This is a genomic window from Nonomuraea cypriaca (assembly GCF_015645445.1).
Lineage (GTDB): Bacteria > Actinomycetota > Actinomycetes > Streptosporangiales > Streptosporangiaceae > Nonomuraea > Nonomuraea cypriaca.
Genome location: NZ_JADOGI010000066.1, coordinates 22,851 through 45,691, shown reverse-complemented (window position 1 = coordinate 45,691; position 22,841 = coordinate 22,851). Strand labels below are relative to the sequence as shown.

General features: G+C 69.2%; 26 protein-coding genes. 15 read left to right on the top strand and 11 right to left on the bottom strand.

From position 1 onward, the window contains the following. Positions 1–541, top strand: a 541-nt coding sequence (locus ITP53_RS22505) for a cupin domain-containing protein (protein ID WP_328815393.1), incomplete at its 5' end; no start/stop codon positions are given. Here the strand turns inward: ITP53_RS22505 and ITP53_RS22500 are convergent. Continuing rightward, positions 526–1,521: an MBL fold metallo-hydrolase gene (locus ITP53_RS22500; protein WP_195897397.1), complete on the bottom strand. Its 996-nt coding sequence runs from the start codon at positions 1,519–1,521 to the stop codon at positions 526–528. The two genes, ITP53_RS22505 and ITP53_RS22500, sit on opposite strands and share 16 nt — an antisense overlap. 76 nt (positions 1,522–1,597) lie before the next feature. Here ITP53_RS22500 and ITP53_RS22495 point away from each other — a divergent pair, with 76 nt between their 5' ends. After that, positions 1,598–2,251: a TetR/AcrR family transcriptional regulator gene (locus tag ITP53_RS22495; RefSeq protein WP_195897396.1), complete on the top strand. Its 654-nt coding sequence runs from the start codon at positions 1,598–1,600 to the stop codon at positions 2,249–2,251. A gap of 102 nt (positions 2,252–2,353) precedes the next feature. Here ITP53_RS22495 and ITP53_RS22490 read toward each other — a convergent pair whose 3' ends face one another. Continuing rightward, on the bottom strand, positions 2,354–2,800 hold the full coding sequence (locus tag ITP53_RS22490; protein WP_195897395.1) for a MarR family winged helix-turn-helix transcriptional regulator: 447 nt from the start codon (positions 2,798–2,800) through the stop codon (positions 2,354–2,356). Positions 2,801–2,848: 48 nt separating this feature from the next. Here ITP53_RS22490 and ITP53_RS22485 point away from each other — a divergent pair, with 48 nt between their 5' ends. From ITP53_RS22485 to ITP53_RS22470, 4 genes are all read left to right on the top strand, one after another. Then, a complete protein-coding gene (locus ITP53_RS22485; RefSeq protein ID WP_328815390.1) occupies positions 2,849–3,928 on the top strand; it encodes a substrate-binding domain-containing protein in 1,080 nt (359 codons plus the stop codon). Positions 3,929–3,980: 52 nt separating this feature from the next. Continuing rightward, the gene (locus tag ITP53_RS22480) at positions 3,981–5,348 is read left to right on the top strand and encodes an APC family permease (RefSeq protein ID WP_195897394.1); all 1,368 of its coding nucleotides are present in this window, start codon (positions 3,981–3,983) and stop codon (positions 5,346–5,348) included. Between the two features lie 68 nt (positions 5,349–5,416). Further along, a complete protein-coding gene (locus ITP53_RS22475; RefSeq protein ID WP_195897393.1) occupies positions 5,417–6,421 on the top strand; it encodes an acetamidase/formamidase family protein in 1,005 nt (334 codons plus the stop codon). Between the two features lie 75 nt (positions 6,422–6,496). Next, positions 6,497–7,321 carry a trypsin-like serine peptidase gene (locus ITP53_RS22470; RefSeq protein WP_195897392.1) on the top strand — a complete coding sequence of 275 codons (825 nt, stop codon included), beginning with the start codon at positions 6,497–6,499 and terminating at the stop codon, positions 7,319–7,321. Here ITP53_RS22470 and ITP53_RS22465 read toward each other — a convergent pair. The 3 genes from ITP53_RS22465 to ITP53_RS22455 are packed head-to-tail and all read right to left on the bottom strand — an operon-like array spanning position 7,305 to position 9,420. Further along, on the bottom strand, positions 7,305–8,192 hold the full coding sequence (locus ITP53_RS22465; RefSeq protein ID WP_195897391.1) for a Gfo/Idh/MocA family protein: 888 nt from the start codon (positions 8,190–8,192) through the stop codon (positions 7,305–7,307). The genes ITP53_RS22470 and ITP53_RS22465 overlap by 17 nt on opposite strands. Beyond that, positions 8,189–9,100 carry an NAD-dependent epimerase/dehydratase family protein gene (locus tag ITP53_RS22460; protein ID WP_195897390.1) on the bottom strand — a complete coding sequence of 304 codons (912 nt, stop codon included), beginning with the start codon at positions 9,098–9,100 and terminating at the stop codon, positions 8,189–8,191. Before ITP53_RS22460 ends, ITP53_RS22465 begins: the two co-directional genes overlap by 4 nt. A 2-nt stretch (positions 9,101–9,102) precedes the next feature. Beyond that, positions 9,103–9,420, bottom strand: coding sequence for a YrdB family protein (locus tag ITP53_RS22455; protein ID WP_236051083.1), 318 nt, complete (start codon positions 9,418–9,420; stop codon positions 9,103–9,105). A 154-nt stretch (positions 9,421–9,574) separates the two neighbouring features. On the opposite strand from ITP53_RS22455, the gene ITP53_RS22450 reads away from it, so the two are divergent. The 3 genes from ITP53_RS22450 to ITP53_RS22440 are packed head-to-tail and all read left to right on the top strand — an operon-like array spanning position 9,575 to position 11,490. Further along, positions 9,575–10,264, top strand: a complete 690-nt coding sequence (locus ITP53_RS22450; RefSeq protein WP_195897388.1) for a TetR/AcrR family transcriptional regulator — start codon at positions 9,575–9,577, stop codon at positions 10,262–10,264. 27 nt (positions 10,265–10,291) lie between these two features. Beyond that, positions 10,292–10,621 carry a PadR family transcriptional regulator gene (locus ITP53_RS22445; RefSeq protein ID WP_195897387.1) on the top strand — a complete coding sequence of 110 codons (330 nt, stop codon included), beginning with the start codon at positions 10,292–10,294 and terminating at the stop codon, positions 10,619–10,621. After that, entirely contained in the window at positions 10,618–11,490 is an 873-nt protein-coding gene (locus tag ITP53_RS22440) for a hypothetical protein (RefSeq protein WP_195897386.1), read from the top strand. The genes ITP53_RS22445 and ITP53_RS22440 overlap by 4 nt, the downstream gene beginning before the upstream one ends. A gap of 158 nt (positions 11,491–11,648) precedes the next feature. Here the strand turns inward: ITP53_RS22440 and ITP53_RS22435 are convergent, their stop codons facing one another. The 3 genes from ITP53_RS22435 to ITP53_RS22425 are packed head-to-tail and all read right to left on the bottom strand — an operon-like array spanning position 11,649 to position 16,265. Further along, on the bottom strand, positions 11,649–12,248 hold the full coding sequence (locus ITP53_RS22435) for a TetR/AcrR family transcriptional regulator (protein WP_207756279.1): 600 nt from the start codon (positions 12,246–12,248) through the stop codon (positions 11,649–11,651). Position 12,249: 1 nt separating this feature from the next. Next, positions 12,250–14,793 (bottom strand): PEP/pyruvate-binding domain-containing protein, encoded by a 2,544-nt coding sequence (locus ITP53_RS22430; RefSeq protein ID WP_407941283.1) that lies wholly within the window; start codon positions 14,791–14,793, stop codon positions 12,250–12,252. Continuing rightward, a complete protein-coding gene (locus ITP53_RS22425) occupies positions 14,790–16,265 on the bottom strand; it encodes an MFS transporter (protein ID WP_195897384.1) in 1,476 nt (491 codons plus the stop codon). The genes ITP53_RS22430 and ITP53_RS22425 overlap by 4 nt, the downstream gene beginning before the upstream one ends. 180 nt (positions 16,266–16,445) lie before the next feature. Here ITP53_RS22425 and ITP53_RS61190 point away from each other — a divergent pair, with 180 nt between their 5' ends. Both ITP53_RS61190 and ITP53_RS59370 read left to right on the top strand, forming a co-directional pair. Further along, on the top strand, positions 16,446–16,865 hold the full coding sequence (locus tag ITP53_RS61190; RefSeq protein WP_207756278.1) for a Uma2 family endonuclease: 420 nt from the start codon (positions 16,446–16,448) through the stop codon (positions 16,863–16,865). Then, the gene (locus ITP53_RS59370; protein WP_207756277.1) at positions 16,819–17,076 is read left to right on the top strand and encodes a Uma2 family endonuclease; all 258 of its coding nucleotides are present in this window, start codon (positions 16,819–16,821) and stop codon (positions 17,074–17,076) included. The genes ITP53_RS61190 and ITP53_RS59370 overlap by 47 nt, the downstream gene beginning before the upstream one ends. 244 nt (positions 17,077–17,320) lie before the next feature. On the opposite strand, the gene ITP53_RS22415 is transcribed toward ITP53_RS59370, so the two are convergent. After that, a complete protein-coding gene (locus ITP53_RS22415; protein WP_236051082.1) occupies positions 17,321–17,767 on the bottom strand; it encodes an ATP-binding protein in 447 nt (148 codons plus the stop codon). Between the two features lie 202 nt (positions 17,768–17,969). Between ITP53_RS22415 and ITP53_RS22410 the strand changes: the two genes are divergently transcribed. Together ITP53_RS22410 and ITP53_RS22405 are read left to right on the top strand one after the other, a co-directional pair. Beyond that, positions 17,970–18,797: a helix-turn-helix domain-containing protein gene (locus ITP53_RS22410; protein ID WP_195897382.1), complete on the top strand. Its 828-nt coding sequence runs from the start codon at positions 17,970–17,972 to the stop codon at positions 18,795–18,797. After that, positions 18,785–18,997: a DUF397 domain-containing protein gene (locus tag ITP53_RS22405; RefSeq protein WP_195897381.1), complete on the top strand. Its 213-nt coding sequence runs from the start codon at positions 18,785–18,787 to the stop codon at positions 18,995–18,997. Before ITP53_RS22410 ends, ITP53_RS22405 begins: the two co-directional genes overlap by 13 nt. 109 nt (positions 18,998–19,106) lie before the next feature. Here the strand turns inward: ITP53_RS22405 and ITP53_RS56155 are convergent, their stop codons facing one another. Both ITP53_RS56155 and ITP53_RS61185 read right to left on the bottom strand, forming a co-directional pair. Further along, entirely contained in the window at positions 19,107–19,337 is a 231-nt protein-coding gene (locus tag ITP53_RS56155) for a hypothetical protein (protein WP_207756276.1), read from the bottom strand. Next, positions 19,295–19,723 (bottom strand): type IV toxin-antitoxin system AbiEi family antitoxin domain-containing protein, encoded by a 429-nt coding sequence (locus tag ITP53_RS61185; protein ID WP_407941282.1) that lies wholly within the window; start codon positions 19,721–19,723, stop codon positions 19,295–19,297. The genes ITP53_RS56155 and ITP53_RS61185 overlap by 43 nt, the downstream gene beginning before the upstream one ends. Positions 19,724–20,272: 549 nt before the next feature. Here ITP53_RS61185 and ITP53_RS22395 point away from each other — a divergent pair. Both ITP53_RS22395 and ITP53_RS22390 read left to right on the top strand, forming a co-directional pair. Continuing rightward, a complete protein-coding gene (locus ITP53_RS22395; protein WP_195897380.1) occupies positions 20,273–20,515 on the top strand; it encodes a hypothetical protein in 243 nt (80 codons plus the stop codon). Next, complete coding sequence (locus ITP53_RS22390; RefSeq protein ID WP_195897379.1) at positions 20,512–22,716, top strand: hypothetical protein; 2,205 nt, start codon at positions 20,512–20,514, stop codon at positions 22,714–22,716. Before ITP53_RS22395 ends, ITP53_RS22390 begins: the two co-directional genes overlap by 4 nt. The last annotated feature ends 125 nt before the right edge of the window (positions 22,717–22,841 follow it).

Below are 22,841 nucleotides of genomic sequence, written 5' to 3'. Positions count from 1 at the left end.
CTCCCCACCCCGCGACCGCGGGCGCCTCGACGCCCGGGTGACCTGGGAGGATGGTGTCATGACATATCCGGAGCCGCGCTACAAAGGTGAGACCGGCGAGCTGAGCGCCACGTACCGCCCGCTCGCCCATGAGCCCGAGCTGGTCTACCCGACCGGCAACACGGTCCACTACCTGGCCACCGGCGCCACCACCAACGGCCAGTTCGGCCTCTACCGCTGGGTCATGGGCCCGGAGCCGTCCGGGCCGAGCCCGCACTTCCACAAGTCGATCTCCGAGTCGTTCTACATCCTCGAAGGATCGGTGCGCATCTACGACGGCTCGCGCTGGATCGACACCAGCCCGGGCGACTGGGTGCACGTGCCGGAGGGCGGGGTGCACGGCTTCCGCAACGAGTCCGGCGCGCCCGCCACCATGCTGCTGCACTTCGCCCCGGGCGCGCCCAGGGAGGGCTACTTCGAGGGGCTGCTCGACCTGGCGGGCAGGAGCGAGGAGGAGAAGGCGGAGTTCTACATCCGCCACGACACCTACTGGCTGCCGTAGAGGCGGTAGGTGGACAGGATGTTGAGCCGGTGCAGGTCACGGCAGAGGGCGAGCATGCCTTCCTGCGCCAGTTCCCGCGGCACCGGGTAGCGGGCCAGGGCGGCCGACAGCGCCGGATCCAGGCGTTCGGCCCACGGGTTAGTGCACACCGCGAACGTCTCCTCCAGGCGGCGGCCCGCCTGCACACTGCCCAGGACCTCGTCGTGCAGCCGCTCCAGGTAGCCGATGAACCAGTCGATCGCGGCGGGCCCGTCGCCCATCGGGCCATGGCCGGGGACGATGGTCTCCAGCTCGGGCAGGGCCTCACGCATCCTGCGCAACGACTCCGCGTACGGCTCGGGGCCGCCCTGGAGCAGCATGTGGCCGACGCCGGCGTGGCAGACGAAGTTGCCGGTCCAGGCGGTGCGGGTGTCGGGGACGTACACGACGGTGTCGCCGGGGCCGTTGCCTGGGCCGAAGTGGTGGAGCTGGACCACCCGGCCGCCGAGGTCGATCTCGGCATGGGAGTCGAACGTGAGGTCGGGCCGCCGCCACGTGGTGACCGCGTCGAGGAGGGCGCCGTCGCCGTACATGTTGGCGGACCTGGTCTCCTTCTCGTACGCCAGGTCGCTCATGTTCTCCTTGTTGACCCGCGACGAGACGATCACCACCTCGTCGGGGAACGCGGCGTTGCCGAAGGTGTGGTCACCGTGGTAGGTCGTGTTGACCAGGTAGCGCAGTGGCCGGTCGGTGAGGTCGGCGACCGCCGCCCGGATCTTCGCCGACACTTCTGGCGTTATACCGGCGTCGATCACCAGCGCCGCGTCACGCCCGGCCACCACCCCGTTGTTGTCCTTGGGCGGGATGGTCGCCATCAGCGCGTACACGCCCTCGGCGAACTCGTGGGGCGCCAGCTCCAGCCCCACCGGCGACAGGTTCGGCCCGCCGAAGCCCTCGGGCCGCTCGGCGATCTCGCGCTCAGGAATCCGTGATCTGGACATCTTCGCTTCCTTTCCCTTCGTCTCTCTCTAAACTAATCGAACGATCGATTAATTTTCAAGGTGATTGGATGTCCTGGTGAGCACCACCACCGGCCGCCGCCGTCCCGGCCGCCCTTCCAAGGCCGAGGCAGGCGACACGAAGGCCGCGCTCCTCGACGCCGCGCTGCGCCTGTTCGCCCAGAAGGGCTACGCGGGCACCTCCGTCCGGGCCATCGCCAGGGAGGTGGGCCTGAGCGAGAGCGTCCTGTATGCCCACTTCGACGGCAAACGCGCGATCTACGACGCCGCCATGGCCCTGGCCGGGCCCCAGGCCGCCGTGGTGGCCGCCGACGAGGCGCCGCAGGACCCGGCCGCCTTCGTCGAGTCCTTCGCGGCGCGGGTGCTGGCGGCCTGGGACACCCCGCGGTCCTGGCAGGTCGTGAGCCTGGCCTCCCGCGACGGGCTGATCCACGACGAGGCGCTGAACGCCGGCATCGAGGACGCCCTCGCCCACTTGTCAGAGGTGTTCGGCGGGTGGTTGTCCGAGGGGCGGATCCGTACGGACCTGGGCGGTCCTGACGACCTCGCCTACGCCCTGCTCGCCCCGATGGCGCACGCCCGCGTGCTGTGGCTGCACTCGGACGCCACCCCGGCGCAGCGCGAGCGGGCCCGCCACCGCATGACGTCACACGCGGCGTTCTTCGCCCGCGCGCTCCAGAACCCCGGCGATCAGGCGCCGAGCTCGCCGTAGTCGCCCGCGCCCGCCAGAGCCCCGAGTTCGGCGTGGTCTCCCGCGCGCTCCAGAGCCCCGAGGCCGGCGTGGTCTCCCGCGCGCTCCAGAGCCCTGGCGGGGTCAGGCTCTGAGTTCGGCGTAGTCGAGGGCCTCCACCAGGCTTTCCAGGTCGCGCATGAGCTGCTCGGTCCGTTCCTGGCCGAACGCGAGCGCGATGAGCCGGTGGTGCTCGGCCACCGCGCCGTCCACCCGGGCGAGCAACTCGGCCCCCCGGTCCGAGACGAGCACCGCCACCCGCCGCCGATCGCCCATCGACGGCCCGCGATAGACCAGGGCCCGATCGATCAGCCGGTCGACGGCCTTGGTCAGCGTCGGCGCCGGCATCAGCACGGCCTCGGCCAGCACGCCCATCGAGTCTCCGTGCCCGTCGGCCAGCGCCCGCATGATGCGCCACTGCTCGACCGTGACCTCCTCACCGGCCAGCACCGCCGCCAGCGCCCTGTTGACGCTGCGGTCCGCACGGCTGAGGAGATAGGCAAGTGAGGACCCGAGCCCAGAGGTGGTCATGGTGCAGGTCCTTTCGTGGGGGTGCTAAGAGGGAGGATACTCGTACGCGTGGCGGCGATCGTCGATCCTTGGGAAGCCCGGCTCCTGCCCTCGACCTCGATCAGAATCGGCCTGGTCGTGCCCGTATCGGGGGTGCTCGGCCTGGTGGGGCCGTGCGCGATCAACTGCGCCGTGCTGGCCGCCGAGGAGCTCAACGCCAGGGGTGGCGTGCTTGGCCGGCCGGTCGAGCTGGTCCTGATCGACGGCGGGCGCCCGGCGCGCGAGGTGGCCGCCGAGGTCGCCGAGCTGGTCGGCTCTTGCACGATCGAGGCGGTCGCGGGCACGCACGCGAGCGACGTGCGGGTCGCGGTGGTGGCGGCGATCGCCGGGCGGGTGCCGTTCGTCTACGGGCCGCCCTACGAGGGCGGCGGCCACGCGCCGGGCGTCTACTTCCTCGGCGAGACCCCGGACCGGCAGCTGACGCCGGGCATCGAGTGGCTGGCCGGCCCGCGCCGGGCCCGCCGCTGGTATCTCCTGGGCAACGACTACATCTGGCCGCGCCTCGTGCACGCCGCCGCCCGCCACCGCCTGCACGCCCTGGGCGCGACCGTGGTGGGCGAGAGCCTCGTCCGCTTCGGCGAGGCGGTGCACCGGCTCGACCGGGTGGCCGCAGCCCGGCCGGACGCGATCCTGCTGACGCTGATCGGCAGCGATCTGATGGCGTTCAACCGCGCGTACGCCGCCGGCGGGCTCGGCGCGGCCCGGCTGTGCGGCGCGCTGGAGGAGCACGGCCTGCTGGGCATCGGCGGCGACGGCACCGGCGAGCTCTACGCGTCGATGGGCTACTTCCGCGACCTGCCGACCGAGGCCAGCCTCGACTTCGCCGAGCGGTACGCGGCCAGGTTCGGCCAGGACGCCCCCATGCTCAACGCCCACGGCCACGGCTGCTACGAGGCCGTCGCCATGCTGGCCGCCCTGTCGGGCCGGGCCGGTTCGCTGAGCGTGCCCGCGCTGGACGCGGTCGCCGACGGCACCGTGATCACCAGCGGGCGCGGCACTCTCACGCTGCTCGATCGGCAGGTGCGCCATCCGGTTCACCTCGGCCGGGCGGTCGGCCTCGATTTCTTTCTAGAGAAACCTTTTCACTAGAAAACTTTGGCTCTAAGGTGCGAAACGCCCCCCATGCAGCTAGGAGCCGTGCATGAGCACTATCGAGCAGTTCGGCTACCGCCAGGAACTCAAGCGGTCCCTGGGTTTCGCCGATCTGATGATCTATGGCCTGATCTTCATGGTGCCGATCGCGCCGTTCGGGATCTTCGGCAACGTCTTCTCCGTCTCCCACGGGATGGTGGCGCTCGCGTACGTCGTCGGTCTCGTGGCGATGGCGTTCACGGCGCTGTCGTACGCGCAGATGGCCAGGGCCTTCCCGATGGCCGGCTCGGTCTACACCTACGCGGGCCGCGGCATCGGCGCGCCCGTCGGATTCCTGGCCGGCTGGGCGATTCTGCTCGACTACGTGCTCATCCCGTCGTTGCTCTACCTGATCTCGAGCATGGCCATGAACTCGTTCGTGCCCGAGATCCCCGTCTGGGCGTGGCTGGCCGCGTTCGTGGTGCTCAACACCGTCGTCAACTATCTCGGCATCCAGATGACGGCCAAAATCACCCGGATCATGCTGGTGGCCGAGCTCGCCGTGCTGGCGATCTTCCTCGTGGCCGGCGGCGTCGCGCTGGCCCAGGGCCACGCGCAGACCGGCGCGTTCACGCCGATCTTCGAGTCCTCCGGGTTCACCTGGAGCGTGGTGCTGGCCGCCGCGTCGGTGGCCGTGCTGTCGTTCCTCGGCTTCGACGGCATCTCGACGCTGGCGGAGGAGAACCGGGAGGACGCCCAGCGGCTCGGCCGCTCCATGGTGGCCGCGCTCGGCCTGGCCGCGGTGCTGTTCGTGGTGCAGACGTGGGTGGCGGCGCTGCTCACCCCCAACCGCGACAGCCTGATCGCGAACGGCGACGCGGCCGGCAGCGCGTTCTACGACACCGCCGAGTTCGCCGGCGGGGCCTGGCTGTCGGTGCTCACCGCCGTCGCCACCGCGATCGCGTGGGGCTTCGCCAACTCGCTGGTCGCCCAGGCGGCCACCTCCCGTCTGCTGTTCGCGATGGGCCGCGACCGCCAGCTCCCCTCGTTCCTCGCCAAGGTGGACCCCAAGCACCAGGTGCCGGTCAACGCGACGCTGGTGGTCGCCGCCATCTCGCTCATCGTCGGCGTCTTCATGAGCATCAGGACCAACGGCGCCGGCGAGCTGACCCAGCTGGTCAACTTCGGTGCGATGACCGCGTTCCTGGTGCTGCACGTGGCCGTGGTCGTGCACTACGTGATCAAGCAACGCAGCCGCAACTGGTGGGCGCACCTGATCGCGCCCGTGATCGGCTTCGCCGTCCTGGTGGCCGTCGTGATCAACCAGGGGGTCGCGGCCCAGGCGGTCGGCGGCATCTGGCTGGCCGTCGGCGTGGTCATCCTCGGCATCTCCTACGCACGGGGCCGCAAGCCCGCACTACCCACGGAGGTCAAGTGAACGTTGGAGGTCGATTGAACGTTGGAGGTCAAGTGAACGTTGGAGGTCGATTGAACGTTGGAGGTCAAGTGAACGTCGTCTCCTACCATCCCGCGCCGGAGGAGCTGAGCTACACCTTCGGGGGTCGCGCGCCCGTCGGCAAGGTACGGCCAGGCACGATCATGGAGCTCTACACCGAGGACTGCTTCGCCGGCCGGGTCAGGACCGTGGCCGACCTGCCGTCGCGGGTGTGCGAGTTCCCCTACCTGAACCCCGTGACGGGCCCCTTCCACGTCGAGGGCGCCGAGCCAGGCGACACGCTGGCGCTGCACTTCATCAAGATCACGCCGGCCAGGGACTGGGCGGTGTCCACCACGTTCCCGCACTTCGGGGCGCTGACCGGCACCCACACCACGGCCATGCTCCAGCCGCCGCTCGAGGAGCGGGTCTGGCGCTACGACATCGATCTGGACAAGGGCGTGGCCGTCTACCACGCCCGCAACAGCGACTTCAGCGTGGCGCTGCCGCTCGACCCGATGCACGGCACCGTCGGCGTGGCGCCGGGCGCGAACGAGGCCCGCATGACGATCACGCCGGACGCGCACGGCGGCAACATGGACACCCCGGAACTGCGCGCGGGCGTCACGGTCTACCTGGGCGTCAACGTCGAGGGCGGGCTGTTCTCGATCGGCGACGGCCACGGGCTGCAGGGGCACGGCGAGGTGTGCGGGACCGCGGTGGAGTCGGCCATGAACACCGTGGTCGCCGTGGAGCTGATCAAGGGTGTGGCCACGCCGTGGCCGCGGCTGGAGGACGACCTGCACCTGATGTCGACCGGCTCGGCCAGGCCGCTTGAGGACGCGTACCGGATCAGTCAGCACGACCTGGTCACGTGGGCGTCGGAGCTGACCGGGCTGGACACGCTGGACGCGTACCAGCTCGTCAGCCAGGCCGGGCAGGCGCCGGTCGGGAACGTGTGCGACACCAACTACACGATGGTCGCCAAGATCCCCAAGGTGTACCTGGGCGACTCGGCGGTCTACGAGACCGCGCACGCCCGGCTGCGCGCGCTGGGAGCCGAGTACACGGGTTAGCCGCGGGTCTCCCGTTGGTAAACCTGCTCGTGTCGCAGGTCAGGGCATTGATCACCGGCCCCGTACAGTAGGCGGGTGCTCAGGTTGGTGCTGTCCCTCGTCCTGATCGATCCAGCCGCCGTCTCCGAGGTGCCGCAGCGAAACGTGCCTCAGTCCCGCGTGCTGACACCCGACGGCGACCGCCTGGGCTACGCGCCTGTGCCGCGCCCCTACACGGGGGTGCGGCGGCTGTCCGGGGTGCTGCTCGGCCAGGATCCCGTCACGCGGACGGACGTGTTCTGCGGCGGCACGGTGATCGGCTCGCGCAGCCGCAGCCTGGTGCTGACGGCCGCGCACTGCCTCTACCGCGAGGGACGGCCGCTCAGGAACCTGGCGTTCCTGCCGGCCTACGACCGGGGGCGGCCGCGGCTCGGGGTCTGGCCCGCGGTACGCGCGTGGGTGCCGCCTCAGTGGCGGAACCAGCCGTACTCCGCGGACCTGCTGCCGTACGACGTCGGCCTGGTCGGGGTCATACGCCGCAAGCGCCCGCTGGAGGCGGTGACCGGGCGGGGGCTGTCGCCGATGGCCACCGCGCGCGGCACCTCACTGCGCGGCCTCGAACTGCTCGGTTACCCCGTCGGCAGGGGCTATCCGGGCACCCGGATGTACCGCTGCCTGGGCGACACCGTCGAAGGGATCTCCAAGGGTCCCGGGCTGATGGTGACGCGCAACTGCCACGCCGCCGCGGGCGGCAGCGGCGGCCCCGCGCTGTACGGCGGCGCGCTGGCGGGCGTCGTGTCCTCCTCCAGCCCGTACAAGGACGCCAAGGGCTACACCGTGCTCACCAGGCTGGGCGGCAGGACGTTCGAGCGGATGTTCGCCAGGGCCGACCGGTCGATGCGGCTCAGGCGGCCCGGCTGACGATCTCCTCGCAGAGCGCGTGGGTGAGCAGGGCGTCACCGGCGTCGACGCGGCGGCCCTCGCGGACCGCGGCGAGGAACTCCAGGCAGATCTGCTCGATGCCGCGCTGCCTGGCCACCGGCACCCAGTCGGGGCGCCTGGTGACCGTCTCGCCGCCCCGGTAGTCGATGACGTCGCCGAGGTTGACCACCCGGCGCTTGACGCCGCCGCCCATGACCTCGCAGGACTCCTCGCCGGCGCCGCTCATCCTGTTCATGAGGCCGACGGCGGTCCAGCCGTCACCCGACAACTCCAGGACGATGTGCTCGATCAGGCCGTCCTTGACGCGGGTCCTGATCGTGGTGCCGGTGGCCGGCTCGAGGGCGAGGAACCTGAGGGTGTCCACCACATGGACGAAATCATCAAATATCGCCTGCCGGGGGTCGTCGGGGAGATTGTCGCGGTTCTTCTCCATCAGGATGAGATGACGGGGAAGGGCGGCAAGTCCGACATATCCGGGGGCGTAGCGCCTGTTGAAGCCGACCATCAGCGACCTGTCCTCGGCCCGCGCCAGGCGTACGAGGTGCTCGGCCGCGCCGAGGGTGTAGGCGATCGGCTTGTCGACGTAGACGTGGATCCCGGCGCTGAGCAGCGGCTCCACGATCTCCGGATGAGCCTCGGTGGCCGCGTGCACGAACGCCGCGTCGACCCCCGCCTTGATCACCTCGTCCACGCCCGTGGACCGCTCCCCGATCCGGTAGGCGTCGCCGAGCCGGTCGAGCCGGGCGCTGTCGCGGGTGCAGAGGTGCAGGTCGAGGGCGGGCTGGGCGGCCAGCACCGGAAGGTACGCCTTCTCCGCGATGTCGCCCAGGCCGATCATGGCTATCTTCACGCGTCGAGCGTAACCTTCAGCGCCGCCTCGATCGGGGTCGGCGCGACGCCGAACGTCCGCTCGAATGCCGACGAGTCCAGCACGAAAGGAGCGGTGAACTGATATCGGACGTGCCCCAACTCGTTCAGCATGGGCGAGAACAGGCCCGCCGCCCGCACCAGGGACCACGGCAGTTGCCGCATCCTGGGCGCCGGCCTGCCGAGCACGGCGGCCATCCGCTCCCCCATCTGGCGGAACGTCAGCGGCGCGCCGGTCGGCACGTGCCACGGCCGGCCCCAGGCCCGCTCGTCGGCGCCGGCCACGATCAGCGCGTCGGCCACGTCGGGCAGGTACGTCCAGCTGTGCGTCACGTCGACCGGCCAGGGGACCGAGACGGTCTTCCCCGCCCTGAGCGGCACGGTGAACCGGTCACCCAGGTAGGACTGGTCGGTGGAGCCGGGACCGAAGTAGTCGGAGCCGCGCACCTCTGTCGCCCTGATCCGGCCCGCCTCGTGCGCGGCCAGCGCGTCCTGCCACATCTTGGCACGTACCCGGAACTTGGGATCGGCGGAGGCGAGCGGCAGGTCCTCGGTCATCGGGCCGGTGACGGGCCCGTACGGGTAGAGGTTGCCGAGCATCACGTACGCCGCGCCGCTCGACTCGGCGGCGGCCAGGAACGACTCGGCCATCGGCGGCCAGTCGGTGAGCCAGCGGTGATACTGCGGGTTCACGCAGTTGTAGAGGACGTCGGCACCCTTGGCGAGGTCGATCAACCGTTCCTTGTCGGCGACGTCCGCGGCGGCCTTGACCGCTCCCGCCGGCCCGCTCCCCGAGCGGGTCACCACGACGACCTCGTGTCCCTGTGCGATCAGCTTGGCGGCCACGTGCGAGCCGACCTGGCCGGAGCCCACGACTACATGCTTACCCATGTTCAGACCTCGTTCCAGAAGATGCGGAGCACCGCGTTGACGATGAAGAGGGCGGCGAAGACGGCGGCGGGGACGGCCTGGCCCGCGGCGTAGAGCGCCACGGCGCCGCCACCGAACCAGATGATCTCCAGCGCGGCGCGGGCCAGGCCGGTCAGCGGGAACGTGGCGTTCGCGCCGCCGCCCGCCCCGAACAGGGTCCAGGCCGCCACGAACAGCGCCGGCCCGCCCAGCCCGGCCAGCAGCTTGACCGCCCAGTTCGGGCTGAGCGTGAAGCCCCAATAGGCCACGGAGACCAGCACACCGAGCTCGAGCAAGAACATGAGCGCCATGTTGGCACCCTTCGCGATGGTGAGCATTTCCGACCTCCAGTAGGTGACCGCCGTTCGCTTACGAGAGCAACGCTCTCTCAAAAGAGCGCCGATCGTCAAGAGCGGTGCTCTCGTTTATTTACACCGCTCTGGTAATCTGGCGCTCATGACAGCCAGCCGTACCGCAAGGGAACGCGTCAGAGCCGAGCTGACCAGGGAGATCACCGACATCGCGCGCCGCAGGCTCGCCACGGAGGGGGCGGGCGGCCTGTCGCTCCGGGCCGTGGCGCGGGAGATGGGCATGGTCTCCTCCGCCATCTACCGATATTTCCCGAGCCGCGATGACCTGCTCACGACACTGATCATCGACGGCTACAACGCGCTCGGCGAGGCCGTCGAGCGCGCCGACGCCGACTGCCCGCCGGACGACCACCCGGGCCGGTGGCTGACGGCCTGCCACGCGGTGCGCGCCTGGGCGGTGGCGCACCCCCACGAGTACGCCCTGATCTACGGCTCCCCCGTGCCCGGCTACCAGGCCCCGCAGGACACGATCGCGGCGAGGCTGCGCGACGTCACCGTGCTGGGCCGGATCCTCGCCGACGCCTGGAAGGCCGGCGCCGTGCGCCCGCCCGCGATCGAGCCGCCGGCCGGGCTCGCGGCGGAGGCGGGGGGGTTCCGTGAGCTCATGCCGGAGGTCCCCGACAGTGTGATCTGGGCCGGCGTCTCGGCGTGGACCGCGTTGTACGGATGGGTCGGCTTCGAGGTGTTCGGCCAGTTCAACAACACGATCGAGGACCGGCGCGCGGCCTTCGACCACTCGATGCGACTGGCGGCCGCCACCATGGGGCTTGCTTAGCGAAACTTACTAAGTTTTACTGAATACATGGCACGAAGGACACGAGAGCTCGGCCGCTTCACGGACGTGGCGCTGCTGGTGCTCATCAGCCTGGCCGAGGGACAGAAACACGGCTATCGAATGATCAACGATATCGAGGCGTTCTCGGGGACCTCGCTGGAGCCCGGCACGCTCTACGGCGCGCTGATGCGACTGGAGGAACGGGGCTGGATCGAGGCGGTCGAGTCGGCCGAGCGGCGCAAGCCGTACCGGATCACCGAGGGCGGTCGCGAGGCGCTGCGGGAGCAGCTCGCCACGCTGCGCCGCATCGAGCAGGCGGGCGCCGAACGCGTCAGAATCGTTTGGGGGACGGCATGATTCGGGTGATCGCGGAGGCGGTGCTCAGCCTCTATCCGAGGGCGTGGCGGCAGCGCTACGGCGCGGAGGTCGCCGACCTGATCGCATCGCGGCCCGTGCGCCCGCGCACGGTGCTCGACCTGGTCCGGGGCGCGGCCGACGCGTGGCTCCGGTATCGGCGTCTGCCTGGGCGCGGGCCGGTCAGGATCCCGCTGCCGCTCATGCTGGCACTCGCGGGGGCGGCCCTGTGGTTCCTCTGGAGTCCGGGGATCCTCGACGCGGCCGGCCTGCGGGCGACCTGGGCGCAGGCGTCGGGCGCGGTGACGTTCGCCGGGCTGTTGCAGGAGACGGCGAGCAGGTTGTTCGTCGTGGCCGGGCTCGTGGGGGTGCTCTCGGTGGCGCCGCTGCTGATCAGCGCGTACGCCGCCAGGAACGACCCCACGCAGGGCCTGGTCACCCGGGCCACGGCGCAGCTGGTGGTCGGTACGGGCCTGGTGCTGGCCGTGCCGGTCGCGCTGGTGTTCGCCGGCCTCGCCTTCGGCCTGATGGGTTCTCCGGCCGGGCCGCTGGGTGACGCGATGACCGGCGGATTCGTGATGCCCGTCATCCTGGCGCTGGTGCTGGGCCTGCCCATGACGGCCTCGGCCGCTCCAGCTCTCGGGGCCCAGGTGCGCGGCAGCGGCGTGCAGCTCGCGGTGGCGGCCATCTTCAACGGTCTGGCATGGCTGTCCGTGGGGGCCTTGGTGGTGCTGGGCCTGCCTGGGGAGTCGTGGACGTTCGTGGCCGTGGTGGCGGCGAGCGCCGTGCTCAGCGTCGGGATGTCGGCGGTGGTCGCTATGAGCGCGCTCAGGCGGGGCCGCGCGATGACAGGCCGGCTCAACCACGCCTGAACAGCAGGGCCGCGCGATGACAGGCCGGCTCAACCACGCCTGAACAGCAGGGCCGCGCGATGACAGGCCGGCTCAACCACGCGTGAACAGCAGGGCCGCGCGATGACGGGCCGGCTCAACCACGCGTGAACAGCAGGGCCGCGCGATGACGGGCCGGCTCAGCCACGCGTGAACAGCGGCACCAGCACCTCGTCCACGATCTCGACGACCAGTTCGTCGGGGATGGGCGTGCCCTGGAAGAGGAAGTGGTGGCGCAGCAGCGCGTGACCGGCGTCGAGCCGGCGCGGGGTGACCGCCTCCGGGTCGACCTCGCCGCGATCGACGGCGCGGCGGACGACCTCCGCCACCATCTTCCTGGCCGCGCCCTGCGAGTTCTCGCGCAGGGCGCTCAGCGGCGACTCGCCTCTGAGCGCCTCGCCCAGCAGCCCGCGCATCGCCTCTCCGGCCGGACCCGACAGCGCCGTGGCCACCCGGCCCAGCATGGCCACCAGGTCGTCGCGAAGGTTGCCCGTGTCGGGCGTCGACTCGGGGGTGGGCAATTCGTGGTAGACCGCGTCCATCACCAGCTCGATGCGGGTCGGCCAGCGCCGGTAGAGCGAGGCCTTGCTGGCCTTGGCCCGCTCGGCCACCCGCTCCATGGTCAGCCCGGCGTAGCCGACCTCGGCCAGCTCGTCGAGCACCGCCCGGTAGATGGCGGCGCTGAGCGCCTCGCCCCGGCGTCGTGGCAGCTTGCGGTGGTCGGTGACCATGACAAGCATCTTAGGTAGCCGCGGAGACCGTGCCGGCGTTTCCGTCCACGGTCACGATCTGGCCGTCCGTCAGTACGGCGGTGCCCTCGCCGGTACCCATGACGGCCGGGATTCCATACTCCCTGGCCACGATCGCCGCGTGCGACCCGGCGCCGCCGGTGTCCACGACCACCGCCGCGGCCTGCTGGAACAACGGCGTCCACGAGGGGTTCGTGTACGGGCAGACGAGCACGTCACCGCCGCCGAGCTTGCCGAACTCGGCCGGTCCCCTGATCACCTTCACCTGGCCCGTCGCCACGCCGCCGCTGGCGGGGGATCCGGCGACCAGCGCGTCTCCCGTCGCCTTGGCAGGGAAGACCACGGCGGGGTCGAGGAGCCGTACGCCGGCCAGCTCCTCCCGCTTGGCCGCCCGCGCCCGCACCGTCTCCCGCAACCGCTCCCTGCCGGCTCCGGCGGTCACGTCCTCGACGGCCGCCAATTCCTCGTCCGTTCCCACAATCACGTCCTCGATGGCCTCCAGGTCCTCGTCGGTTCCGGCAGTCACGTCCTTGATGGCCTCCAGTTCGTCCAGCCGTAGGTGGAACACGTCCTCCGGCCGGTCGAGCACCCCTGCTTCACCGAGCCGGCGGCCGATCTCCAGCAGCGACCGGCGCAGGATGGGCTGCGGCAGCATGAAGTAGAAGTGGCTGTCCTCGCGGAACGCGATGCCCGCGCGGGCCGCCTCGACCCAGCGCCTCATCCTGGCGCGCCGGCGCCCGGAGCGCAGGAGGGGGTGGGCGAGCAGCCGTTCGAGCGCATCATCCCGCTCGTCCAGTTCCTCCGGCACGTCCGGCTCCTCCGGCACGTCCGGCTCCTCCCGCGCGAGCGGCTCCTCCCGCACGTTCGGCTCCTCCCGCGCGAGCGGCCCCTTCCACGCAGGCGGCTCCTCCCGCGTGAGCGGGCCCTTCCGCGCGGGGGGCTCGGCGGCCAGGGTCTCGATCAGGGCGAGTACGGCCTCCGGGGCGTCCGCCCAGGTGGGCGTGGTGACGAGGATGGGACTGGCGATCTCGCGGTGGCCGTACTCGGCGAGGAATGCCCGTAGCCGCTCCTCGAACTCCGGCGGCCGCGGGTCCGCGTCGAGCGCGCCCGTGCGCCTGGCCAGCTCGGCCAGCTCCGACAGTGCCCGGTTGGCGTCGATGGTCCGGGTACGCGCCCCGTACAGCAGATCGCCGAACAGCTTGCCGCGCCCGAGCAGCTTGACCGCCACCAGCAGCCGCAGCAGGGCGAGCCCGGTGCCCGGCAGGTAGTCCACCCGCAGGTCGGCCACCGGCTCCACCAGGTTGAGCGCCTGCCTGGGCAGGCGGATCAACCGCGCCCACGGCAGCGCACCCGGGTCGCGGGCGGCCAGCTCCCTGGTCGCCGCGAGGTAGTCGCGGAAGCGCGGGTCCTCCGTCCACCGGGCCGGATCGTGGCGCCTGGCCTTGGCCACCAGCCGGAACGGAGTGGCCAGCATCCCTACCGTCGGATGCGGCGACGGCGGCACGAGCCGGTAGACGACACCGTCCTCCTCGCAAAGGAACCCCTCGAACGCCCCGCGCACCCCGAAGCTGCCCGTGACCTTGGCCATCAACCCGACCGGCCCGTACGGGATCCAGGTGGTCATGTCGATCGGATAGGGCCGTTCCGGAAGGTATTCCAGAAGGACGGTGGCTATGCGGCGGCGGACGGGGTTGAGCCGGCCGACGGGCGGCGGCGGCAGCGCCGTCATGGGGCGGGCCTGCAGCAGGTGGATCCGGCCGCCCGCATACGCCCACTCGATGTCCTGGGGGCGGCCGAAGTGCTCGGCGACCCGCCTGCCGAGCCTGGCCAGCTCCGCCAGCGCGGCGGCGGGCAGCGGCTCCCCTGCTTCGGCGTCGCCGGTCTCCCTGGTGACGCCGCCGCCGGCCGTACCCCGGATGACGACCTCGCGGCGGCCCGGCGTGAAGGCGGTCTTCCCCGAGTTGTCGATCACATAGTGGTCGGGCGTGACGAGCCCGGACACGACCGCCTCGCCCAGTCCGCTGCTGGCGTCGATCACCAGCTCGGTGCGGTCCCCGGTGACCGGGTTCGCGGTGAACATGACGCCGGCCGTGTCCGCCTCGACCATGCTCTGCACGACCACGGCGATCCGTACCTCGGAGTCGTCGATGCCGAGCCGGGCGCGGTAGGCGATGGCGCGGTCGGTCCAGAGGGAGGCCCAGCAGCGGCGTACGGCGTCGAGCAGGGCCTGCTCGCCCATGACGTTCAGGTAGGTGTCCTGCTGGCCGGCGAAGGCGGCGCCAGGCAGGTCCTCGGCGGTGGCGCTGGAACGCACCGCCACCGGCCCGCCGCCGAGCGCGGCGTAGGCGTCGATGATCGCCTGCTCCAGCTCGTCGGGCCACTCCTGGGCGGCCAGCTCGTAGGCGTGCGTGGTGACGACGAAGCCATCCGGGACGGGGAACGCGTTCCTGACGAGCTCCCCCAGGTTGGCCCCCTTGCCACCGGCCATGGCCAAGTCGCCGCAGTCGAAGGCGTTCAGGGGTGCGACGAGTTTCACAGCTTCTCCTCGACGTGGGCGGTGGTGCGGAGCGGGCGCGCCGGCAGCGCCAGCGCGAGGACGAACGCCACGACGAGCAACGGCGACATGGCGGCGAACACCGGCGGCACGGCGACCGCGAAGGCGTCGCGCACGCTGTCCGGCAGGTGGGACGGCTCGGTGGTGGCGAGGCCGGTTCTCGAGGTGATCAGCGCCCCCACCAGCGCGACGCCGGCCGACGCGCCGATCTGGCGGAGGAAGGTGACCGAGGAGGTGGCGGTGCCCAGGTCCTCGTACCGTACGGCGTTCTGCGCTGCCAGCACCATGACCTGCATGACCAGCCCGACCCCGAGCCCCGTCAGCAGCATCGCCCCCGCGAGGGCGACCGGCGCGTCCCCCGCGAGTCCGATCAGCCCGAGCCCGACCGCGGCCAGCGCGGTGCCCGCGACGGGGTACGGCTTGTACGTCCCGGTCCGCGTGATCAGCCGCCCTGACACGACGGTCGTGGTCAGCACCCCCGCCATGAGCGCGGTCACCATCAGCCCCGCCTGCGTGGCGCTGGTCCGCAGCGCGATCTGCAGGTACGCCGGCATGTACGTGATCGTCCCGAACAACGCGAACCCGATGAGCAGGCTGATCGCCACCGGCACGGCGAAGGCCCGGTCACGGAACAGCCGCAGCGGCAGGATCGGATCCTTGGCGAACCGCGCGCTGACCCCCCAGGCCACGAACCCGGCCGCCGCCACCACCAGCCACCCGACGCCCCTTGTCTGCCCCACCATGACCACGCCCACCACGGCGACCCCCAACGTGACGGCCCCCGCGACATCGAGCGGCGCCCGCGCACCGGCCCCGGAGGGGTCGACCGGCCCTCGTGCACTGGCCCCGGGGGCGTCAAGCGGCCTCCATGTGGCGGCGCCCTGGGCGTCGAGCGGTGCCCGCGCCGTGGGCTTGGGCAGGCGGAGGGTGACGGTCAGCACGACCAGCGCCAGCAGGCCCAGCGGTGGGTAGATGGCGAAGATCCACCGCCAGCTCAGCCGGTCGATGAGGAACCCGCCGATCAGCGGCCCGCCGACGGCGGCCACCACATAGGCGGCCCCGATGAGCCCGAGGTAGCGCCCCCGTTCCCGTGGGCTCACGATCTCCCCGATGATCGCCTGCGCTCCGATCATCAACCCGCCTCCACCCACGCCCTGCACAGCCCGGAAGGCGATGAGCTGCGGCATCGACGTCGCCACCGCGCACAGGACGGCGCCCGTGACGAAGACGACGATGGCGACCTGCATGGTGGGCTTGCGGCCGTACCTGTCGCCGAGCTTGCCGTAGACGGGCATGACGACGGTGGCGGCGACAAGGTAGGCACTGACGACGGCGGGCATCTGATCGAGCCCGCCCAGACTCCCCGCCACAGCGGGCAGTGCAGGCGCCATGATCGTCTGGTCGAGCGCCCCCAGCAACATCGCCAGCATCAAACCCGCCAACACGAGCCCCATGACGACCACCTTAGAGAACGAAGCGTTCTCTAATCAGAATATGGTTCATTCGGTAGAAACGCAACGTTCACCAACAGAGACCCGAACACCAAGCGGATCCCGGGTCTCGGCCACCACGACCGCCGGACATCGGATTTCTCCGTACGCTGTCCTTGCCACCTGCGACGGAGGAGATCACCCATGCCGGCCTCGACGGAAGACAACTGGCTCCACAGCATCCGTCCTCAGCTCAGCGGCATCTCCGCGGAGGAGTACGAGAAGCTTCCAGAAGAGATCTCAAGGGCGATTGAGATCGTGGACGGCCACGTGGTCTACCGCGAATCTCCGGCACCCAGCCACCAGATCGCCAGCAGACGGTTGGCCAACGTCCTGGAGCGCTGCGCCAGGCAGGCCATGAACCGTGGGCACGACTGTGTCACCGTCAACAACGACGTCGACCTTCGGTTGCGAGACGTGCCTCTGCTCAACCGCCGCCCAGATGTCGTGATGTACAGGTGCTTGGACCGGGATCGCGGCGAGAGACTTCCCGCTCAGCACTCAGCACGCGCTGCTGGTGGTCGAGATCGTATCGCCCGGCTCGGAGACACAGGACACGACTGACAAGCTTGGCGAATACGCGAAAGCAGGCATACCCCACTACTGGATCGTCCGCCTCGACCAGACCGGCGTATCCACCATCGAGCGCTACCGGCTCGACCCCGCCTCGATGCTCTACAAGAACGTGGGAACGTTGATGACAGAAGCCGATCCCGCCCCCACGATCACCAATCCGCTGCCCCTCACCATCGACTGGGCGGAGTTGCGCTTCTGAGTGCGACATTCACCGGTTGGCCTCGAAGCGGCCGAGGGCGCTGTTCGCGTGAGGCGTTATGGAAGCCTGCCGGCAAGATGCCGGACCCTTCTCCGCCACCGCCTGATCCACCGAGCCGGTACGGCCCGCGGCGCGAGAGCGCCGACATCGAATGGCCCCCGATGAAGGTGGGAAGGCGCGTCCATCGGGGGCCGGCCCGGCCTGGAGCCATGGGGAAGATCCCGGCCGGACGTTTCTGCACGGCTCAGCCACTCACCTCGGGGAGATCGGCACCGGCCGAGCAGTCAGCCAGAGCCGTACCAGTCCACTCATCCGGTGACCGGTTCGGGAGCGGAAGAGCCGATCGGATGGCGCACCAGACGGTACGGCCCAGCCCACGGCCGTGCTCGCGGACACCCCAGTCCTGGGAGATCTCACGGACGATCAGCAGCCCCCGGCCATCCTCCGCCGCGGGTTCCTGACGGATGTGCGGCCCGGAGAACGCGGAGCCGGGATCGCGTACCTCCAGGTAGACCATCTCCTCCGTCACGCTGAGGGTGACGCCGATGAGGTCGTACGGCCTGGCGTCGGAATGCCGGATCGCATTCGTCATGAGCTCGGACGCCGCCAGTACGACGTCGTCCACCGCAGGATGGTCGTCCCCGAGCCATCTCCGCACTTCGGAGCGTGCATGCGAAACGGATTCGCGCATGCCCAGCAGATGAATCGAACCGATGACCTCCGGCTCCGCGCTCGCTGCTTGCAAGGTTTCACCCCACTCGAAGAAGTCGGCCTCAACGGCCTTCCAACCATGGCAGCGCCTAGCTACAGTAAGTAGTCGATTGACTTCGCTAAGCCATCCACCGTTTCGGTGAAAGCTTCGTTGAAATCGCGGCGATCCCCCAGGAGGTCAGATGCCAAAGGAAAGTGCTCTATGCCCTGCCGACTCACCGACCGCACTCTTCGGTTTCGAACTGCGACGCCACCGCAAGGCCCGGGGCTGGTCCCAGATCCGCCTGTCAAAGGCGGTGTCTTACTCCGTCGGCACGATCAGCATGATCGAGACAGCCAGGCGGTCACCGACGGAGGAGTTCGCCCGCCACTGCGACGAGGCGCTGGAGGCGGAGGGAGCGCTGATGCGGCTCTGGCCGATGGTCAGCCACGCGTCGGCCCCGCCGTGGTTCCGGCCCTGGCTCGACGTGGAGGCCACGGCGGAGGCGATCCGCACCTGGGCGCCGATCGTCGTGCCCGGTCTGCTCCAGACTGAGGAGTACGCGAGAGCCGTACTGAGCGGCGAGGTCGGTGCGGCCCCTGAGCAGATCGAAGAGCGAGTGATCGCTCGAATGGAACGCCAGAGCATCCTCCAACGCCCCAAGCCGCCCCTGTTGTGGGTGGTCATCGACGAAGCTGCTCTGCATCGGCCCATCGGCAACCCCTCCGTGATGTCGGCGCAGCTGACTCACCTTTTGGAGGCAGGGCAAGCGCCCCGGATCACGATCCAGGTTCTCCCGCTCAAGACCTACTGCACGACCGGCCTTGCTGGCGGATTCTCAATCGCTCAAGCTCACGGCGTCTTCGACACGGCAAATGTCGAATCCGCTGGAATCGTGAGCCGGGTAACAGAGCGACCTGAGGACGTAAAGGTCCTAACATACAGATATGAGGCGATTCGCTCCGACGCACTCCCCCAACGCGAATCCCTAGAGCTGATCAAGGAGACGCTGCAGCGATGGACGAACTGATCCAGGAACTCAACGCTGCCACATGGCACAAGTCCACCCGATCTGGTCCCGACGGCGGCGACTGCGTTGAGGTCGCCGAACTCTCCAGAGGACGCAGAGGCGTCCGCGACAGCAAGAACCCCACCGGCCCCGCGCTAATCTTCACCTCCGGCGAATGGAGCGCCTTCATCACCGGCGTGAAGGACGGCGAATTCGACTAACTCCTACCGACCACCCTGCGGGGGAGACTGCCCCCACCTTCCCCGCAGACTCCACGTAACCACGTAACCCAGCGCTTGGCACAGCGCGACTGCATCGCGGTATCCCGGGTCACGGCCGCTCCGGTCCCAGCGCCCGCTCGACAGCCAGCTCGGCTCGGCTACCAAGACGCTGGGCCGTGCGGATGATCTGACTCCGAGTGGCCTCACCACGCTCCAGAAGTTCGGAGGCAGCCGAGTCGATCACATCCCGGTCAACTGCGTCGGCGGCGGACTCTGCAATCGACCGCAGCGGCGTGGTCACCTTGAATTCCTCACGGTCCTCGACCTCGCTGGGGAGCAACGCCGCACGGTGCAGGGCGACCTGGTCATTCTTCCGCCGGAATCCTGAGGGACGGTCAAGTGGATCTCGGCCGGGTCGGCGATCCCGAGATCGTGCACCACCAGCGCGCTGAGATGGGAGACTATGGCTCGCCGGCTGCTCCAGAGCCACCAACGGACGAGATGGTCATGCTCTTGCCCAGGCAGCATGGCGAACTCACGGAGCCGGTAGAGCCCTCGTTCGATGCGCAGCCAGTTGCCCCGCCGCACATGGAAGTGCTGGGCTTGGTGAGAGTAGCCCGCCTGAACGGCCTGGGCCGCGGTGAAATAGCCCCGCTGCCCCGCAGCGAGCTCCCACAGCTTGTCGCGGCGTGCGTTCTGGGGCCATAGGTGCCGCTCGATCGGCATGCCAAGACCATAGTCCGCAACAACTACAAGTCACTTGTAGTTCCACGGAACAGGCGTACACAAAACTAAAACTCAGTTGTAGTCATCAGCGAGCGTGACGTGGCGCGCGCCCGCTGGCCGCGCAGTTCCGTGGGCTGAGGACGAACCTGCAGACCTTGTCACCTGCGAACACCCGATACTCGACCATTCTGGGCCAAGTCTCACCCCCGGCTGTTTCAGTTGATGTTCAACGAACATCCGCCAGGTTTCATTCTCGTTGGGGAAAGAGATCCATGGGCCAAAGTCAATTCTTACTCGACAAGACCGACGGAAGATCACATTTCCACCAGACCGTAACGGTGACTTCGTCCACCCCTCCCTCTTTGCAGGCAACTCGACTCGCCCCTACCAGGCAAAACACCTCATTCTCGAACGAAATTCGAACGCGCTATACCTTTCACTTCATTTACGCTTGTTCTGTTGATGTGTTGTTGATTAGCGTGGGAACCTGCGGGAGGGCCGTCTCCTGATCTGTTCTGGTGCAGCGAGCCGTGCGGGGAGTGGGATCACGTGGTCAACCTCGACCGCCAAGCGATGCGGGCCGCGGCGGAGCGGATTCAGCGGCTGTCGGACGAGCACTGGTGGGCGCTCGATCCCTCCTGCCGTCTGATGGAGAACGACACGTGGGTGGGGCCGGCGGGCGCCCGGTTCGATGCCCAGGTCCACGCCGACCAGCGAGAGCTGTGGGACATGCTCAAGCAGGCCATGCACAGCGCGAACCAGAGGCTGGCATCCCTGCAGGACGCGCCATGACCGAGTTCACGGGAGTCAAGCAGCCTGAATTCGACACAATGGCGAACAAGCACACCGAGGCCGCCACGCGGCTGGAGGAACTGGCGCAGGCTCTGCACAGCGAGCTACAGAGCGCCGGACTCGATACCTCTCCGGCGGCGCGGCTGCGGCAGTTGGCCGGGCGGGTCATCGCACAGGCCGAGGACTTGCGGCGACGGCAAAAACTGGTCCACGAGCTGCAGCGGCAGAAGGCCACCTTCGGCATGAGCACGTCCGCTGGGAGCTTCCTGGAGATGCCTGACAGCCTGGAGGCCGCCACAGGGCTGCTGGACGGCACATTGGCGGGTCGTGCCGCGTTGAAGGCCGCGAACGGAGACACCAAGGCGCTGGCCGAGTTGGAAAAGTACGCGTCGCGGACCGGGGACGCGGCCTTCGTCAAAGCGTTCCTCGGCGTGGTGGGCGCCCAAGGTGTGACTCGGCTGCCCGGCACGCTCGCCGCACAACTACGCGACGCCAGAGCCCACGGGGACGCCAATCGCGTGGGCCTGCTGTCCGGTCAGGGCGGGAAGGCCCTGCGCATGCTCAGCTCGGCTCTAGCCAAGGCGACCGATCCGAAGAATCCGGCGTACATGGGCGCCGGGTTCCTCAACGACCTGGTGAAGGAGGGCCGGGCCGAGCACAAGGCCAGCGGCACGACGTACTCGGGCTACCAGGCGCAGGCGCTCATCTGGCGTGCCCACGACGGGAAGCCGCCGTACTCGAAGGAGTTCATGGAGGTCGTCGGGCGCGACGTGATCGTCTACGAGCACGAGCAGCGCAAGGACCAATGGGCGGCGAGCAAGGACCTGCTGGGCCGTACCTTCGGGGGCGCTCAGATCCCCATCGTCGACCTGGCCGGCGCGCTCGGCCTCGGTACCCTGCTGAGACCGGACATTCAAGCGGGCAGTCCAGGCATGAAGACCACGTCATCGGTCGTGGACGACCTGTTCCACGCGGCGAAGTCCAGCCGCGAAGCATCCCAGGCACTGCTGAACCACACTCCGGCCGGGTGGGAGGAGTCCGTGCTGGACTACCTGCTGACGACCCGATGGGGCGCTTCCCGCCAACTGGGCGACTACAAGCCGATCAGCGACATGCTGGTGACCGCGACGACCGGCCAGGACCCGACCTCCCAGAAGCTGGCCGCCGAAATGACCAAGGTCCTCGCCGACGAAGTACGCGGTGCCTTCGGCAAAGCCGATGACGGCAACCTTGAGATCAGGAACAGGGACATATTCGGTCGGTACGCACCCATGAGTTACCCACTGGCCCGCGCGATCTCAGCCAACATCGACCAGCTCTCCCGTCTCTACTTGAACCATGCGACCTTCGGCAAGGTCGCAGCCGAGGACATGTCCCACGCGCTGGTTCTCGCCACCTCCCACGACACCGGGTTCGAGGCGCTGGTGAGAGCACAGACCGAACACATGCGGGCGGCGCTCGACACCGTCCCCCCGGTCGGTCTCGACACTTCCAACGCTGAGCGGCTCGGTTTTACAAAGGCCGACGTCAAACGGTTCGACCTCAATGAGAATGGACGGGTCGATAGGACCGATGTCACGCAGTTCCTGACGGACCGGACTGTGGAGGAAGCACGTCCCTTCTCCCACATCGTGGAGACCCGCCGTCAGGTGTTGATCGCTCAAGGGGTGGACGACAAGAAGGCGGATAACTCATTGAAGACCATGGTGGGCGACGCGATCGGTCTGCTCCCGGTGCCGGGAGCCAGACGGGTAGGCGAGCTGGCCACCGGAGCTTTCGGCGAGTTGGTCGGTAAGGGGTACGACAAGCTCACCGGAATCGCGTATGACGAGGTCGCCAGACAGGTCGCCCAGCGGATGTCCGAACACGGGCGGGGCCTGGACGAGACACACCGAACGCTCGCGGACAACCGGCTGGCGGTGGAGAGGCTGGCGGAGCAGATGCTCGCCACAGCCATGCTGAACAAGGGGCTGCTCAACGAACTGGAACTGAGCAAGCAGCCATTCGCGGTCGGCAATTCGCGTACGATCAAGCCTTTCACCGAGATGACTCCGCAGGAATACAGCCAGTTCCTCGAGTGGGCTCGGGCAAGGGGTGGCAGTAGCGAACTGCTCAATGGCTTCAGCAACACCTTCCGCAGTACCAGTGAGGTGGACGACTATCTCGACCTGGAGATCCCCTCCTCCGGTGGTCGCAGATGAGGCGTTCTCGTTTTTTCGTCGCTCTGGCTGTCCTCGTATTGCTCGACGCAGCATGTACCCCAGAGAAGCAGATCGTCTCCACACCGACCCCAGCACCGCAGCAGGTCGTAGATTCCTCACCATAC

Bases quoted from the DNA above. Each gene is read 5' to 3' on its own strand.
- ITP53_RS22500 (WP_195897397.1), bottom strand. From the start codon at position 1,521: ATGTCCAGATCACGGATTCCTGAGCGCGAGATCGCCGAGCGGCCCGAG.
- ITP53_RS22490 (WP_195897395.1), bottom strand. From the start codon at position 2,800: ATGACCACCTCTGGGCTCGGGTCCTCACTTGCCTATCTCCTCAGCCGT.
- ITP53_RS22480 (WP_195897394.1), top strand. From the start codon at position 3,981: ATGAGCACTATCGAGCAGTTCGGCTACCGCCAGGAACTCAAGCGGTCC.
- ITP53_RS22460 (WP_195897390.1), bottom strand. From the start codon at position 9,100: ATGGGTAAGCATGTAGTCGTGGGCTCCGGCCAGGTCGGCTCGCACGTG.
- ITP53_RS22455 (WP_236051083.1), bottom strand. From the start codon at position 9,420: ATGTTCTTGCTCGAGCTCGGTGTGCTGGTCTCCGTGGCCTATTGGGGC.
- ITP53_RS22450 (WP_195897388.1), top strand. From the start codon at position 9,575: ATGACAGCCAGCCGTACCGCAAGGGAACGCGTCAGAGCCGAGCTGACC.
- ITP53_RS22445 (WP_195897387.1), top strand. From the start codon at position 10,292: ATGGCACGAAGGACACGAGAGCTCGGCCGCTTCACGGACGTGGCGCTG.
- ITP53_RS22440 (WP_195897386.1), top strand. From the start codon at position 10,618: ATGATTCGGGTGATCGCGGAGGCGGTGCTCAGCCTCTATCCGAGGGCG.
- ITP53_RS22435 (WP_207756279.1), bottom strand. From the start codon at position 12,248: ATGCTTGTCATGGTCACCGACCACCGCAAGCTGCCACGACGCCGGGGC.
- ITP53_RS22425 (WP_195897384.1), bottom strand. From the start codon at position 16,265: ATGGGGCTCGTGTTGGCGGGTTTGATGCTGGCGATGTTGCTGGGGGCG.
- ITP53_RS61190 (WP_207756278.1), top strand. From the start codon at position 16,446: ATGCCGGCCTCGACGGAAGACAACTGGCTCCACAGCATCCGTCCTCAG.
- ITP53_RS22415 (WP_236051082.1), bottom strand. From the start codon at position 17,767: ATGCGCGAATCCGTTTCGCATGCACGCTCCGAAGTGCGGAGATGGCTC.
- ITP53_RS22410 (WP_195897382.1), top strand. From the start codon at position 17,970: ATGCCAAAGGAAAGTGCTCTATGCCCTGCCGACTCACCGACCGCACTC.
- ITP53_RS22405 (WP_195897381.1), top strand. From the start codon at position 18,785: ATGGACGAACTGATCCAGGAACTCAACGCTGCCACATGGCACAAGTCC.
- ITP53_RS61185 (WP_407941282.1), bottom strand. From the start codon at position 19,723: ATGCCGATCGAGCGGCACCTATGGCCCCAGAACGCACGCCGCGACAAG.
- ITP53_RS22390 (WP_195897379.1), top strand. From the start codon at position 20,512: ATGACCGAGTTCACGGGAGTCAAGCAGCCTGAATTCGACACAATGGCG.